Raw genomic sequence first — 12518 nt, 5'->3', positions numbered from 1 at the left:
CCATGGCACTCAGCATCGCCCAAGCCCACCAACGCCGCGCTCGCGCGGCCATGGAAGCAGCGAAAACAGCACCGCAGCAATCCATGACTGGTGCGACCGCTTATGAGCATCAGTTGAATCAGTTGCTGCAAGACCGGTTGCGCCTGAAAGCCATCCAGTCCAACGAGGGCAAGGCTGCACTCAAGGCACAGTTGTTGCCCGAGTACATCCCGTATGTCGAGGGAGTACTTGCATCGGGCAACGGTGCTCAGGACGACGTCTTAACCACCGTCATGGTCTGGCGCATTGACGTCGAGGACTACAGCGGTGCCCTGGACATCGCCGACTACGTGCTCAAGCACAAGCTGATCATGCCGGACCGTTTCGAACGCACCACCGGTTGCCTGGTGGCGGAAGAAATCGCCACGGCCGCGCTGAAATCGCAAAAGGCCAATGGCAGTTTCGACCTGAGCATCTTGCACCGCACCGTCGAACTGACCGACGCCGAAGACATGCCCGACCAGGCCCGCGCCAAGCTGTACCTGGCAACCGGCCGCGCGACGTTGGATGGCATCACCGCCGAAGAGCCAGGCCAGCCTGGACAGATCCAGGCTGGCACTGACCTGCTCAAACGCGCCATCGAACTGCACGACGGCTGCGGCGGTAAGAAAGATTTGGATGGCGCAGAACGCCTCCTGAAAAAGCACGCTGCCACCAGCAGCTAACCGAGCGTCCCCACGCACCCCGCCGGCTCGGGGCGGATCGGCCAGGCCGCTCCTCCTGAACGTGAAGCCCCGACCACCGGCGACCTATTTTTCGAGTGCAGTCATGAGCGCATTTGTTGCCAGCGGCACCGTCGACAGCGGCCACATCAACACCGACCCATTCTGGCCGTCGATTGACTTAGACGGTTTACGCTCCACCTTGCGCATCGACGCCAGCGTCACTCCGGCTCGTCTGGAGACTGCCGTGATCGCCGCCGCGATCAATCTAAATAACGAACTGAGCGAATGGCGAACGACCCAACAGGCTGCGGGCTACAACACTCTGGCCGAAGTTCCGGGTGACCGCATCAAAGACGTGTCGGTAAAGGTTCATCTCTATCGCCGCGCGATCGAAGCCGGCACCGGAGCCGAAGTCTGCGAGCGTTACCGCGACTACAGCGCCACCAATGCCGGTAGCCAAAAAGCTGAAGAGCTTACCCCCAACATCGACGACTACCGCCGCGACTTGCGCTGGGCTGTGCGCGACTTCCTCGGCCGCAGCCGCACCACCGTGGAGCTGATCTGATGCCTGTCGCCGTCCGCGCCAATCAGAACGACACCGTCGACGCCCTCTGCTGGCGCCACTACGGCCGCACTGCTGGCGTCACCGAGGCAGTACTTGAAGCGAACCCAGGCCTGGCCGACCACGGCCCAATCCTGCCGCAAGGCCTTGTCGTCAACATGCCCGAAGTCCAAACCAGCGCGCCCCAGCGGCAGATGGTGAACCTATGGGACTGACACCGCAGCACCAAGCCCTTGAACCCACCAACCCTGGACAACGGAATGAAGCGCATGCCTGACCGTCCCGACACCTGGGCCTGGCTCGCCGCCTGGCTCGAACAGAACTGGCCGACTCTTTACGCCGGAGTCCTCGCCCTGATCATCGCCGCCCTGCGGATCATGTACGGCGGCGGCACCCTGCGCCGCATGGTGGTCGAGGCTCCGCTGTGCGGATCCTTGGCACTGGCCGCCAGCCATGGCTTGGCGCTGCTGGGCATCCCGACCTCCACCGCGCCATTTTTCGGTGGAGTGATCGGCCTGCTCGGCGTTGAAGGCACCCGCGCTGCGGCCAAGAAGTTTTTCAACCGAAAGGTAGAGCAACTATGACCACACTTCGCCACGGTGACCGCTCGCAAGCGGTGCTGATGCTGCAAAAGAACCTGAACAAGCACGGCGCCAGCCTGGTGCCGGATGGTGACTACGGCGATGCTACCGAGGCTGCCGTTCGCGCTTACCAGGTCAAAGTCGGTCTGGTCGCCGATGGTGTAGCCGGCAACAATACGCAAACCAGCCTTACCGGCGGCGATTGCGCCCAGCTGCTGCGCAACAATGACCTGGTGCTCGCTGCCGAACGCCTCGGAGTGCCGCTGGCGAGCATCTACGCGGTCAACGAAGTGGAATCCAAGGGGAAGGGCTTTCTCGACAACGACAAGCCGGTAATTCTGTTCGAACGCCACATCATGTACCGCCAGCTCGCCACGGTTCGAAACGCTGGCGATGACCCGGCCGAACTCAAGCGGCACGCCGACCAGCTCGCCACGGCCAACCCCGCCCTGGTCAACCCGAAGCCCGGCGGATACATCGGTGGTACCGCCGAGCACCAGCGCTTGGCCATGGCCCGACTGATTGACGACTCCGCCGCCCTAGAGTCGGCTTCCTGGGGCGCCTTCCAGATCATGGGTTTCCACTGGAAGCGCCTCGGCTATGCCAGCGTGCAGGACTTTGTCGCGGCAATGAGTGCCGGCGAATCACAGCAGTTCGACGCCTTCACCCGCTTCATCGAGACCGACCCGACGCTACACAAGGCTCTGAAAGCGCGCAAATGGGCCGAGTTCGCCAAGCTCTACAACGGGCCGGACTATCTGCGCAATCTCTACGACACCAAGCTCCAGCGCGCCTACGAGCGGCACGCCGGTTGCGAGTGTGGGCAAGGAGTGGCGGCATGATCGACTTCGACGCGGTAGAAAAACTGCGGGTGCAGGACGGTGACGTGCTGGTGGTGCCGGAGTCGTCCGAGCAGGACGACATGCAGCTCTTGGCCGAGTCCATTCAGATAATGAACGGTGCCAGAGCGGTGATCGTGCGCGGCCCCATCAAGCAGCTCAACATCGCCGCGATGAACAAACTCGGCTGGTACCGCGCGTGAGCACCCTGCGCCAGGCCCTATACGGCTTCGCCCTGCTCGGTGCCCTGGCGCTGCTGATCTGGGGTCAGGAAAAACGGATCGACGTCGCCGAGGGCCAAACCCAATTGGCGAAAGATGCGGCCAAGACGGCCCGCGATGACGCCGATCGCAACCTGGCGACCGCCAACACGCTTAGCACCACCCTGAAGCAGGAGCGCGATGCACAGAGCAACCTGCGCACTCAGCAGGACCAACTGCGCTTGAGCCTGGCAAAACGCGAGCGAACCATAGAGGACCTGAAACGTGAAAACTCCGAACTACGCGACTGGGCTGCTCAGCCTTTGCCTGACGCTGCTCGCCGGTTGCGCGAGCGCCCCGCCCTCACCGGCGCCGCAGCTTACCGTGACTGGCTGTCCGGCCGTGGTGCCGTGCCAACTACCGGCGACCAGCCCGCGCAATAACGGTGACCAGTTGACCGATCAGGACCGCGCCGAAGCTGCATGGGCCGATTGCGCCGCCCAGGTAGACATGGTCTACAAACACCAGCAGGCCCAACCATGAACAAGCCCGAAAGCCTGCGCGCCCACCTGCTGGCCACCGTTGCGGAGTTCAAGCACAACCCCGACCGCCTGCTGATCTTCATCGACAACGGCAGGGTTCGTTGCACCGCTGCTCATACCCTGTCGTTTGAATACAGCTTTGACCTGCAGATCATCCTTACCGAGTTCGCCGGCCACCCCGACAGCGTGATCCTACCGATCCTGGGCTGGCTCAGCGTCAACCAGTCCGAGCTGCTGGAAAACCTCGACAAGGTCAAAGACGGCATTCAGTTCGAAGCCGACATCCTGGACAAGAACAAGGTGGACCTCAGCATTACCCTGCAGCTAACAGAGCGCGTAGTCGTGGGCAGCGACGACCAGGGCAACACCACCGTCAAACATCCGAATGAACCGCAGCGAGTGGCTGGCTATCTCGATCCGAATTGGAAGCCCGGGGCCCAGGGCAACACCAGTGAATGGATAGTGCCAGATGTCCAGTAACCTAGAAGCGCTGGAGACATGGGCGGCGGTGCTATTGGCACGGCTGGAGCCTGGGGAGCGCAGCAAACTTGCGCGGAGCATCGGCCAAAAACTGCGCCGCAACCAGCAGAAACGCGTGGTAGCGCAGGAAAATCCGGACGGTAGTAAGTACGCCCCTCGAAAAAAGCGGGACCTGCGAGGTAAACAGGGGCGGGTTCGCCGCAAGCTGGCGATGTTCCAGAAACTGAGAACCGCGAAATACCTGAAGATCCGAGGCGAGGCCAACAGCGTTTCAGTCGGTTTTACCGGGCGTATCGCCCGGATTTCTCGGGTTCATCAATATGGTCTGAAAGACCGCGCTGAACGTGGCGCTCCTGAAGTGCGCTACGAGCAACGCGAATTGCTTGGATTTACGGACGATGACATCGAGTTAATTCGCGATCACCTACTCAGTCACCTCATATAGTCCTTACTCCAATACAAACGAATTATTTTTTACTACTAGAAACAATATCTATAATTTTCTCTAGCACTTCCAGCTCGCTTTTCTCCAACTTTCGCGACTCTATAATTTCAGTAGTCTGGTCCTTACTCAAAAACTTACCTTCAGAGAAAAAGCACCCATTTTTCACCAGCTCCAGAACCTCGGCACCTTTTCCACTCTCAAAGGTAAGTTGAATAAGCGCCAAAGTTTCTTCCCGCTTCCGTTTTACTGCCTCGTAGTATCGAAATTCGTCCATTGCGGATCGATACTGTCGAAGGAAGAAAAATGCCACTAACTCTATAAAAAAGAGAATCCCGAATTTTGGTGCTAAAACAATAACAAGCTCAGCCCCTTTATAAGCAGTGGAGTTCAACGTTTCCATGTAGAAAAACGCGAGACCTGAGAATGCTACAAAAACGCCTACCAGTAGATATACACCTGACCTACCATATAAATTCTGAGACAAATTCCTCGACGTCGAAGCATAATATGAGAAAAGTTCAGATGCTGAAAAATTTGCGTGATCTCCTCGTTCAATAACCTCAGACAAAGCTATAACCTCCGCACTTCTAATTTTAGAAGTAACAACCGAAGACTGTGACACTTCTGAGAGTCCTGAAGACTCAGCCAATGAACGTTTCCGCCTCAACAACTCAACAGGATAAGCATTAAATATCAATCTAAAAAGAACTGGAAAGAACAGCACCATCAACGCGATCATAAAGTCGCTGTAGCGCTCAGACATGACCTGCGCAGGATTTCGACCTATAAGCAGATCGATAAAAACTCCGCCTAATACGCCAACACTTGCGAACCCCCACAGATACAGTTCCATCTCTCGACTATGTTTCTCACGAACTATTACTTCACGCACAATCTCAGCATCACCATTCACCTTATCCGATCCTGTACTCATCACGTCTTCCCTGCCCAAAGTTGGCTCATAAAAGTCCCAGAATAATACATGTTCTCGAGAGCAAAATATCAAAAAGCCATCACGATTAGGATTGAGACGTAGCCTGTATCGAAGGCGCCTACAAAATGCAGATGATGTCTCGACGCGCGCGAGCAATCACCATCGGCGCCATGAACGATCTCGCCGCCCTCGCCCGCATGCTCGAAAACCTCATCCGTTTCGGCGTCATAGCCGCCGTGCAGATGGAGCCCCCGCGCGTGCAGGTTAAAACCGGGGCACTGACCACCGCCTGGCTGCCATGGCTCGCCCTGCGCGCCGGAGCTGACCGCGAGTGGGACCCACCGACCGTCGACGAACAGGTGATCCTGTTCAGCCCATCCGGCCAACTCGCAAATGGTGTCGTCATCACCGGCCTGCCCAGCGATCACATTCCCGCCAACGGTAACCGAGCCGGCCTACATCGTCGAACCTACGCCGACGGCACGGTGATTGAGTACGACAGTGTCGCCCACCACCTCAACGCCACCCTGGTCGACGGCGGCACCACCAACCTGATCAGCACGGGCGGCATAAACCTGGTTGGCGATATCACACACAAGGGCGACTACACCCAGACAGGCAACCAAAACGTCACCGGCAAGGTCACCGTCTCGATTGATGTCGTTGCGGCCGGGGTCAGCCTGGTCAAACACCCACACACAGGCGTCAAGTCCGGTGGCGATCAATCCGGGGGGCCTATCCCATCATGAACAGACAAACCGGCGGCGCCATCGACAACCGCGCCCATATCAGCCAGTGCATCACTGACATTCTCACCACCCGACTCGGTACCCGCGTGATGCGCCGCGAATATGGCAGCCTGCTGCCCGAGCTGGTGGACCATCCGTTCAACGATGTCATCCGTTTACAGGTCTACGCCGCCACGGTCATGGCACTGATGCGCTGGGAGCCACGCATCAGCCTCAGCCGCGTGCAGTTCACCGGGGCCAGCTTGCAAGGCCAAGCCGTGATTGATCTGGAAGGCAGCGTGGTCGACACCAATGAACCACTGAGCCTCAGCTTACCGCTGCAACTGGGAGGCAGTGTATGAACAGCTTCGCCGCCATCGACCTCAGCCAGCTCCCACCGCCGCAGATCGTCGAGCAGATCGACTTCGAATTGATCCTGGCCGAGCGCAAGGCTTACATGATCAGCCTCTGGCCGGCCGAGGAACAGGCTGAAATCGCCGCACGACTCGACATGGAATCGGAGCCGCTGGCCAAACTGCTGCAAGAGAACGCCTACCGCGAAACCATCTGGCGTCAACGGGTCAACGAAGCCTCCCTGGCTAACCTGCTCGCCACCGCTCGTGGGACCGACTTGGAACAACTGGCGGCCAACTTCAACGTGAAAAAGCTGGTCATTCAGGAAGGCAAGCCATCGGCGGTGCCACCTGTGCCAAGGCTCATGGAGAGTGACGACAGCCTACGCGAACGGGCGCAAATGGCCTGGGAGGGACTGAGCACCGCCGGCCCTCGCAACAGCTACATCTTCCACGCCCGAGCAGCGGACGGCCGGGTTGCCGACGCTACCGCTGAAAGCCCGTCGCCCGCAGTGGCGGTGGTCACGGTGCAATCGCTGCTCGGCGATGGCACGGCCTCCCCTGACTTGCTCGCCCTGGTCAACACATACCTCAGCGACGAAGACCGCCGGCCGGTGGCCGACCGTTTGCTTGTCCAGGGCGCGGAGATTCTCAACTACCAGGTCAAAGCCCAGCTCTTCCTGCTCTCCAGCGGGCCAGAGTCGGAACCGATCCTTGCAGCCGCCGAGCAGCGTTTATTGGCCTACGTTCACCAACGGCGTCGCTTGGGCATGGAGGTCTCGGAGTCAGCCCTGCATGCGGCTTTGCATGTTGAGGGCGTGCGCAAGGTCGAGCTGGAAGGCTGGGTCGATATCGTCGCGACCAAAGCCCAGGCGCCCTTCTGCACCAAAGTCACCGTCACCCGAGGCGCCGAATAATGACCGCCCAGCAGCTGCTGCCGGGGAACTCCACGCCGCTGGAACGCCAAGCGGCGCAGGCGCTCGCGCAGATCCAGCGCGTACCGATCCCTCTACGCCAGCTCTGCAACCCTGGCACCTGCCCCGTCGATCTTCTGCCGTACCTGGCCTGGGCCTTTTCGGTTGACCGCTGGGACAGCAAGTGGACGGAAGCGGCGAAGCGCGCCGCCATTCGTTCATCCCACTACATCCACTCGCGCAAGGGCACCATCGGGGCACTGCGCCGCGTCGTCGAGCCGCTGGGCTACCTGATTGAGGTGCTGGAGTGGTGGCAGACCACGCCCTTGGGCGTGCCAGGGACGTTCGCCATCAAGGTGGGCGTGCTGGAAACCGGTATCACCGAAGAGATGTATCAGGAGCTGACCTGGCTCATCGATGACGCCAGGCCGGTCACCCGCCACCTGACGGGTCTGGCCATCAGCCTCGAAACCACCGGGACCACCAACATTTTCGCCAGCGTTTACGACGGCGATGAGATCGACGTTTATCCGCCCGTTCTCCGCGACATCGTTACCACTGGCGTCATCGGCGCCGCTGGTCGCGAACACACCATCGACACCGTCGACATCTATCCGCCGGTACCGGGCGTTATCGACCTCGCGTGCCACATCCGCGCCGCCGGCCGGGAACACACCATCGACACTCTGGACATCTACCCATGATCGATCCCAACTCTCAATTCTTCGCGATTCTCACCGCTGTCGGTGAAGCCAAACAGGCCAATGCGGACGCCCTGGGCATTCCCTGGAAACTCACGGAACTGGGGGTGGGTGATGCCAACGGCACCGACCCGATCCCCGACAGGACGCAGAAGAAACTGATCAACGAGCGTCGACGCCGGCAGTTGAACAAGCTATCGATCGATCCGGCCAACCCAAACATCCTGATTGCCGAACAGATCATCCCCGCCGATGAAGGTGGGTGGTGGATTCGGGAGATCGGCCTATACGACGCTGACGGGGACCTGGTCGCCGTGGCTAACTGCGCGCCGAGCTACAAGCCGCTGATGTCCCAGGGCTCCGGGCGTACCCAAGTCGTGCGCGTGAACTTCATCGTGTCCAGTGCTGCAAACGTAGTCCTGTTGATCGATCCATCAGTGGTGCTGGCAACCCGTAAGTTCGTTACGGACTCCATTACCGACGCAATCAACCAACAGGACGTGAAACAGTCAGTGGTGGTCGCCACCACCGGCCCTATCGTCCTAGCAGGTGCACAGACAATTGACGGTATCGCAGTGCCGGCCGGCTCGCGTGTGTTGGTGAAGGACCAGGCACAGAGCAAAGACAATGGGCTCTATCTTACCGCCGCAGATATCTGGCCCCGTGCCGCTGATGCTGATAGCAGCGTTGAAGTGACCCCTGGGTTACTGGTGCATGTCGAACGCGGCACCGTCAACGGCGACACTCTGTGGCACTTGACTACTGATGCCCCGATCATACTGGGTACCACGCCGCTGACGTTTCAGTGGGCCGGTGGCCTATCGGTTCCTACTCCGGCGGTGGATGATCGTTCGAAACGTGTCACCAATACCGAAGCCGTACGAGCGCAGATCGAAAGTCCCAGCCAGGCTTTCCCCGCTCACGTCTTTCGTAAAAACCGTCTGATCAATGGCAACTTCGATATTTGGCAGCGAGGCGCGCTTGGCCAGGTTGGCAATGCGTCTGGGCCGCCCCAAGCGTTCTACGGCCCTGACCGCTGGATCGTTTATATGCCCACCAATTCGACCGCAACCTGGGAGCGCCTTGCTTTTGAGCCGGGTGCAGGATTTGACGAAGGACGTTATGGCTTAAGAGTTTCGCGCTCGGGTAGCAGTGACGGCCTCAACATCAGCCAAAGAATCGAAGGCGTAGAAACTTGTGCAGGCAAAAGCGTCACGGTTTCGTTCTATATGCGCTCGTCGATTAGCCACAAGTGTGGCGTGATCTTGCGTCAATCATTTGGTGTTGGTGGTTCAGATGGCGGTGCAGGTGTTGGCACAGAAATTACCGTAACGACCGAGTTCAAAAAGTATGTAGTTTCATTAGATGTTCCCTCTATCAAGGGTAAAAAAAGAGCCTCCGATGGGGATTACCTTGAGTTGGTTTTCGGTAGCCTGGGTAAGGGTGCATATAGTTTAGATTTAGCCCGTGTGCAGCTAGAGAGCGGTTATATCTCCACTGAGTTTGAATTGAGACCAGTTGCTGAAGAACTGATTCTGTGCCAGCGGTACTTTGAAAAAACGTTCTCGCAAAACATCGAACCCAAAAATGGTGTCGATATTTCCGGCGCCTTGATTTCCATTGTGTATGCCGGCCAGGGTGGTGCGAGTAGTCAGCCTGTCGGGCACTGGGCGTTCAGGGTAGAAAAGAGGGCAACTCCGAGCGTTCGCCTGTACAGGCCCATGGGCGGCGGGGCTGACGGCCAATGGCGTTCCGGCAGCGACGTGATTTCAAGTGGAAATGCTCGGGCGTTTATAGTGGGTACCCGTCAGGCGTCTATTGATAACAGCGACGTAGGTATTGCTGCCCAAACCTATTACATCCATGCAACCGCAGACGCAGAACTATAGGAGTCGTCATGAACTATCGGCTGACTGAAAACCCAGACACCGTTATTCAATTGCCTGACGGGGCAACTGTTCCGCGTGGACATCGGTTCTGGACTGATTACGAGAAGTGGCTAAAGGCTGGTGGAAAACCTGACCCCGCCTTTATCCTCGACCCGGCTATACCCGAAAGGGCCTGGCGCGACGCTGAGATTGAAAGCGTCAAATGGCTGCGCGAGCGGCACCGAGACGAAGTTGACTCCGAACGCAAGACGACGCTGACCCCCGCGCAGTCAGGCGAACTGTTGGATTACGTCCAAGCGTTGCGCGACTGGCCGTTGTCCCCTGACTTTCCCGCAACCGCGTTGCGTCCGAAAGCGCCTGCATGGATCGCGGACCAGGTCCAATAACCAATACCTCTTGGGCGCTACCGCCGTGGCGCCCTGTAATGCCCTTCCCTACAAGCCCCAGCGCTCGCTCAACCGGCGCGCGCGCGGCAGCCTGTGCACTGTCATTCCATCACAGCGCAGGCACAACCCATGGCCGATTATCTCCACGGCGTGCGGGTCATCGAACTCAACGACGGCACCCGCCCCATTCGCACTATCCCCACCGCAGTTATCGGCATGGTTTGCACGGCTGAAGATGCGGACGCCACTGTTTTCCCCTTGGACACTCCCGTCCTGATCACCAACGTGCAAACGGCTGTCGGCAAGGCCGGCGTGAAGGGCACCCTGGCTGCGAGCCTGCAAGGCATCGCCGACCAGACAAAACCCTATGTCATCGTGGTGCGGGTCAAGGAAGGCGCCGACGACGCGGCAACTACCACCGCGCTTATTGGCACAACCACTGCCGATGGCAAATACACCGGCATGAAAGCGCTGCTCGCCGCGAAGGCCCGCCTGGGCATGACCCCGCGTATTCTTGGCGTGCCAGGCCTGGACAGTTTGCCGGTGGCCACCGCCCTCGGCGCCATCGCCAAAGACTTGCGCGCATTCGCCTACGTCAGCGCTTGGAACTGCAAAACCAAGGAAGAGGTGGTCGCCTACCGCGAAAACTTCGGCTCCCGTGAAATGATGGTGATCTGGCCGGACTTCCTCAGTTGGGACACCGTCGCTAACAAGACCGCCAACGCCTCGGCTGTAGCACGGGCTCTCGGCCTGCGAGCGAAGATCGATCAGGAAACGGGCTGGCACAAAACCCTCTCCAACGTCGCCGTCAGCGGCGTCACTGGTATCAGCGCCGACGTGTTCTGGGACCTGCAAAACCCGGCCACCGACGCCAACTACCTCAACAGCAACGACGTCACCACCCTGATCAACGCCAACGGCTTTCGCTTCTGGGGTAGCCGCACCTGCAGCGACGATCCGCAGTTTGCTTTCGAGAACTACACCCGCACCGCACAAATCCTCGCTGACACCATGGCCGAGGCGCATATGTGGGCAGTTGACCGTCCCATGCATGCCTCGCTCGTGCGCGACCTGGTCGAAGGGGTGAACGCCAAGATGCGCGAGCTGAAATCGCAGGGCTACCTGATCGGCGGCAGCTGCTGGTACCCGGAAGACGTCAACGACAAAGACACCCTCAAGGCCGGCAAGCTCTGGGTGGATTACGACTACACGCCCGTACCGCCCCTGGAAGACCTCACCTTCCGCCAGCGAATCACCGACCGCTACCTGATCGACTTCGCCAAAGGCATCAACAGCTAAACCGGGCCTCCCCGCGAGGGGAGTTCACCCTGAACCCGAATCCCGGAGAACACTGCCATGGCCCTGCCTCGCAAACTCAAGAACCTCAACCTGTTCAACGACGGCAACAACTACTTGGGCGTGGTGAAGTCCGTCACCCTGCCGCCGCTCGGCCGCAAGATGGAAGCCTACCGTGGTGGAGGCATGAACGGTCCCGTCAAAGTAGACCTTGGCATGGCCGACGACGGTATCCAGTTCGAATGGAAGACCGGTGGTCTGGATCTCATCTCCTTGAAACAGTTCGGCGCGGTGAATGCCTCGGCCGTGGCCTTGCGTTTCTCTGGCCCTTTTCAGCAGGACGACACCGACGAAGTCAGCACCGTGGAAGTCGTGGTGCGCGGGCGACATGAAAACATCGAGATGGGGGAAGCCAAAGCCGGCGAAGACACGGAACACACCATCAAAACCACCTGCAGCTATTACAAGCTGACGGTCGACGGCACCGAGATCATTGAAATCGACCTGCTGAACTTCATCGAGAAGGTCAATGGCGTCGACATGCTCGCCAAACAGCGCAACGCCCTGGGCGTCTGATCCCAACACTCAACCACCGACAACATTCATCAGGAGCTTTTCCAATGACAGCCAAAGCAGCAGCCACCGACCAGCCAGACGTTCAGCCGCTGGCCGACGACAACACCGTCACCCTCGACACCCCGATCCGTCGTGGCACCACCACCATCGACACCATCACCCTGCGCAAACCTTCCTCGGGTGAGCTTCGCGGTGTGAGCCTGTCCGATCTTCTGAACCTGGATGTCGCCAGCCTGATCAAGGTCATCCCACGCATCAGCAACCCGGGCATTACCGCAGTTGAAGCAGCCGGCCTAGACCCGGCCGACCTGGTCGCCATTGGTAGCAAGGTCATTGGTTTTTTGTTGCAGAAGTCGGTGAAAACGGATGCATCCCTCGTTGCGTAGAG

Annotated in this window: 19 protein-coding genes and 1 pseudogene; 19 read left to right on the top strand and 1 reads right to left on the bottom strand. The window is 59.2% G+C overall.

Annotation, left to right across the window (positions count from 1 at the left end; translation table 11 throughout):
• Positions 1 to 2 precede the first annotated feature (2 nt).
• The 10 genes and pseudogenes from LIY45_RS02320 (at position 3) to LIY45_RS02275 (ending at position 4353) form a co-directional block, all read left to right on the top strand.
• Positions 3 to 704 carry a terminase endonuclease subunit gene (locus LIY45_RS02320; protein ID WP_226475179.1) on the top strand — a complete coding sequence of 234 codons (702 nt, stop codon included), beginning with the start codon at positions 3 to 5 and terminating at the stop codon, positions 702 to 704.
• 103 nt (positions 705 to 807) lie between these two features.
• The gene (locus LIY45_RS02315; protein ID WP_178902643.1) at positions 808 to 1269 is read left to right on the top strand and encodes a head completion/stabilization protein; all 462 of its coding nucleotides are present in this window, start codon (positions 808 to 810) and stop codon (positions 1267 to 1269) included.
• Positions 1269 to 1481 carry a tail protein X gene (locus LIY45_RS02310; protein WP_017477259.1) on the top strand — a complete coding sequence of 71 codons (213 nt, stop codon included), beginning with the start codon at positions 1269 to 1271 and terminating at the stop codon, positions 1479 to 1481. Before LIY45_RS02315 ends, LIY45_RS02310 begins: the two co-directional genes overlap by 1 nt.
• Positions 1482 to 1526: 45 nt before the next feature.
• Entirely contained in the window at positions 1527 to 1850 is a 324-nt protein-coding gene (locus LIY45_RS02305; RefSeq protein WP_177026838.1) for a phage holin, lambda family, read from the top strand.
• Positions 1847 to 2689 carry an N-acetylmuramidase family protein gene (locus tag LIY45_RS02300; protein ID WP_226475178.1) on the top strand — a complete coding sequence of 281 codons (843 nt, stop codon included), beginning with the start codon at positions 1847 to 1849 and terminating at the stop codon, positions 2687 to 2689. Before LIY45_RS02305 ends, LIY45_RS02300 begins: the two co-directional genes overlap by 4 nt.
• The gene (locus LIY45_RS02295; protein ID WP_226475177.1) at positions 2686 to 2889 is read left to right on the top strand and encodes a hypothetical protein; all 204 of its coding nucleotides are present in this window, start codon (positions 2686 to 2688) and stop codon (positions 2887 to 2889) included. Before LIY45_RS02300 ends, LIY45_RS02295 begins: the two co-directional genes overlap by 4 nt.
• Complete coding sequence (gene lysB / locus LIY45_RS02290; protein WP_226475176.1) at positions 2886 to 3329, top strand: Rz-like lysis system protein LysB; 444 nt, start codon at positions 2886 to 2888, stop codon at positions 3327 to 3329. Before LIY45_RS02295 ends, lysB begins: the two co-directional genes overlap by 4 nt.
• A pseudogene (gene lysC, locus LIY45_RS02285) lies at positions 3244 to 3429 on the top strand (Rz1-like lysis system protein LysC); the annotation flags it as partial. The gene lysB and the pseudogene lysC, both read left to right, overlap by 86 nt.
• Positions 3426 to 3908 carry a phage tail protein gene (locus tag LIY45_RS02280; RefSeq protein WP_226475175.1) on the top strand — a complete coding sequence of 161 codons (483 nt, stop codon included), beginning with the start codon at positions 3426 to 3428 and terminating at the stop codon, positions 3906 to 3908. The pseudogene lysC and the gene LIY45_RS02280, both read left to right, overlap by 4 nt.
• The gene (locus tag LIY45_RS02275) at positions 3898 to 4353 is read left to right on the top strand and encodes a phage virion morphogenesis protein (protein ID WP_226475174.1); all 456 of its coding nucleotides are present in this window, start codon (positions 3898 to 3900) and stop codon (positions 4351 to 4353) included. Before LIY45_RS02280 ends, LIY45_RS02275 begins: the two co-directional genes overlap by 11 nt.
• A 22-nt stretch (positions 4354 to 4375) precedes the next feature.
• On the opposite strand, the gene LIY45_RS02270 is transcribed toward LIY45_RS02275, so the two are convergent.
• Entirely contained in the window at positions 4376 to 5287 is a 912-nt protein-coding gene (locus tag LIY45_RS02270) for a hypothetical protein (protein WP_226475173.1), read from the bottom strand.
• Positions 5288 to 5457: 170 nt separating this feature from the next.
• Here LIY45_RS02270 and LIY45_RS02265 point away from each other — a divergent pair, with 170 nt between their 5' ends.
• From LIY45_RS02265 to LIY45_RS02225, 9 genes are all read left to right on the top strand, one after another.
• Positions 5458 to 6036: a phage baseplate assembly protein V gene (locus LIY45_RS02265; protein WP_226475264.1), complete on the top strand. Its 579-nt coding sequence runs from the start codon at positions 5458 to 5460 to the stop codon at positions 6034 to 6036.
• A complete protein-coding gene (locus tag LIY45_RS02260) occupies positions 6033 to 6377 on the top strand; it encodes a GPW/gp25 family protein (protein WP_226475172.1) in 345 nt (114 codons plus the stop codon). The genes LIY45_RS02265 and LIY45_RS02260 overlap by 4 nt, the downstream gene beginning before the upstream one ends.
• Entirely contained in the window at positions 6374 to 7285 is a 912-nt protein-coding gene (locus LIY45_RS02255; protein WP_226475171.1) for a baseplate assembly protein, read from the top strand. The genes LIY45_RS02260 and LIY45_RS02255 overlap by 4 nt, the downstream gene beginning before the upstream one ends.
• The gene (locus tag LIY45_RS02250) at positions 7285 to 7986 is read left to right on the top strand and encodes a phage tail protein I (protein WP_226475170.1); all 702 of its coding nucleotides are present in this window, start codon (positions 7285 to 7287) and stop codon (positions 7984 to 7986) included. Before LIY45_RS02255 ends, LIY45_RS02250 begins: the two co-directional genes overlap by 1 nt.
• Positions 7983 to 9872 carry a phage tail protein gene (locus LIY45_RS02245; protein WP_226475169.1) on the top strand — a complete coding sequence of 630 codons (1890 nt, stop codon included), beginning with the start codon at positions 7983 to 7985 and terminating at the stop codon, positions 9870 to 9872. Before LIY45_RS02250 ends, LIY45_RS02245 begins: the two co-directional genes overlap by 4 nt.
• 8 nt (positions 9873 to 9880) lie before the next feature.
• Positions 9881 to 10258 (top strand): phage tail assembly chaperone, encoded by a 378-nt coding sequence (locus LIY45_RS02240; RefSeq protein WP_226475168.1) that lies wholly within the window; start codon positions 9881 to 9883, stop codon positions 10256 to 10258.
• A 129-nt stretch (positions 10259 to 10387) separates the two neighbouring features.
• Positions 10388 to 11557 carry a phage tail sheath protein gene (locus LIY45_RS02235; RefSeq protein ID WP_226475167.1) on the top strand — a complete coding sequence of 390 codons (1170 nt, stop codon included), beginning with the start codon at positions 10388 to 10390 and terminating at the stop codon, positions 11555 to 11557.
• 57 nt (positions 11558 to 11614) lie between these two features.
• Positions 11615 to 12130, top strand: coding sequence for a phage major tail tube protein (locus LIY45_RS02230; RefSeq protein WP_177026851.1), 516 nt, complete (start codon positions 11615 to 11617; stop codon positions 12128 to 12130).
• A gap of 44 nt (positions 12131 to 12174) precedes the next feature.
• Positions 12175 to 12516, top strand: a complete 342-nt coding sequence (locus tag LIY45_RS02225; protein ID WP_177026852.1) for a phage tail assembly protein — start codon at positions 12175 to 12177, stop codon at positions 12514 to 12516.
• The last annotated feature ends 2 nt before the right edge of the window (positions 12517 to 12518 follow it).

Source organism: Pseudomonas sp. MWU16-30323, assembly GCF_020515595.1.
GTDB lineage: Bacteria > Pseudomonadota > Gammaproteobacteria > Pseudomonadales > Pseudomonadaceae > Aquipseudomonas > Aquipseudomonas yamanorum.
The sequence above is the reverse complement of the archived record's forward strand: the minus strand, read 5'-3'. Positions and strand labels throughout refer to the sequence as shown.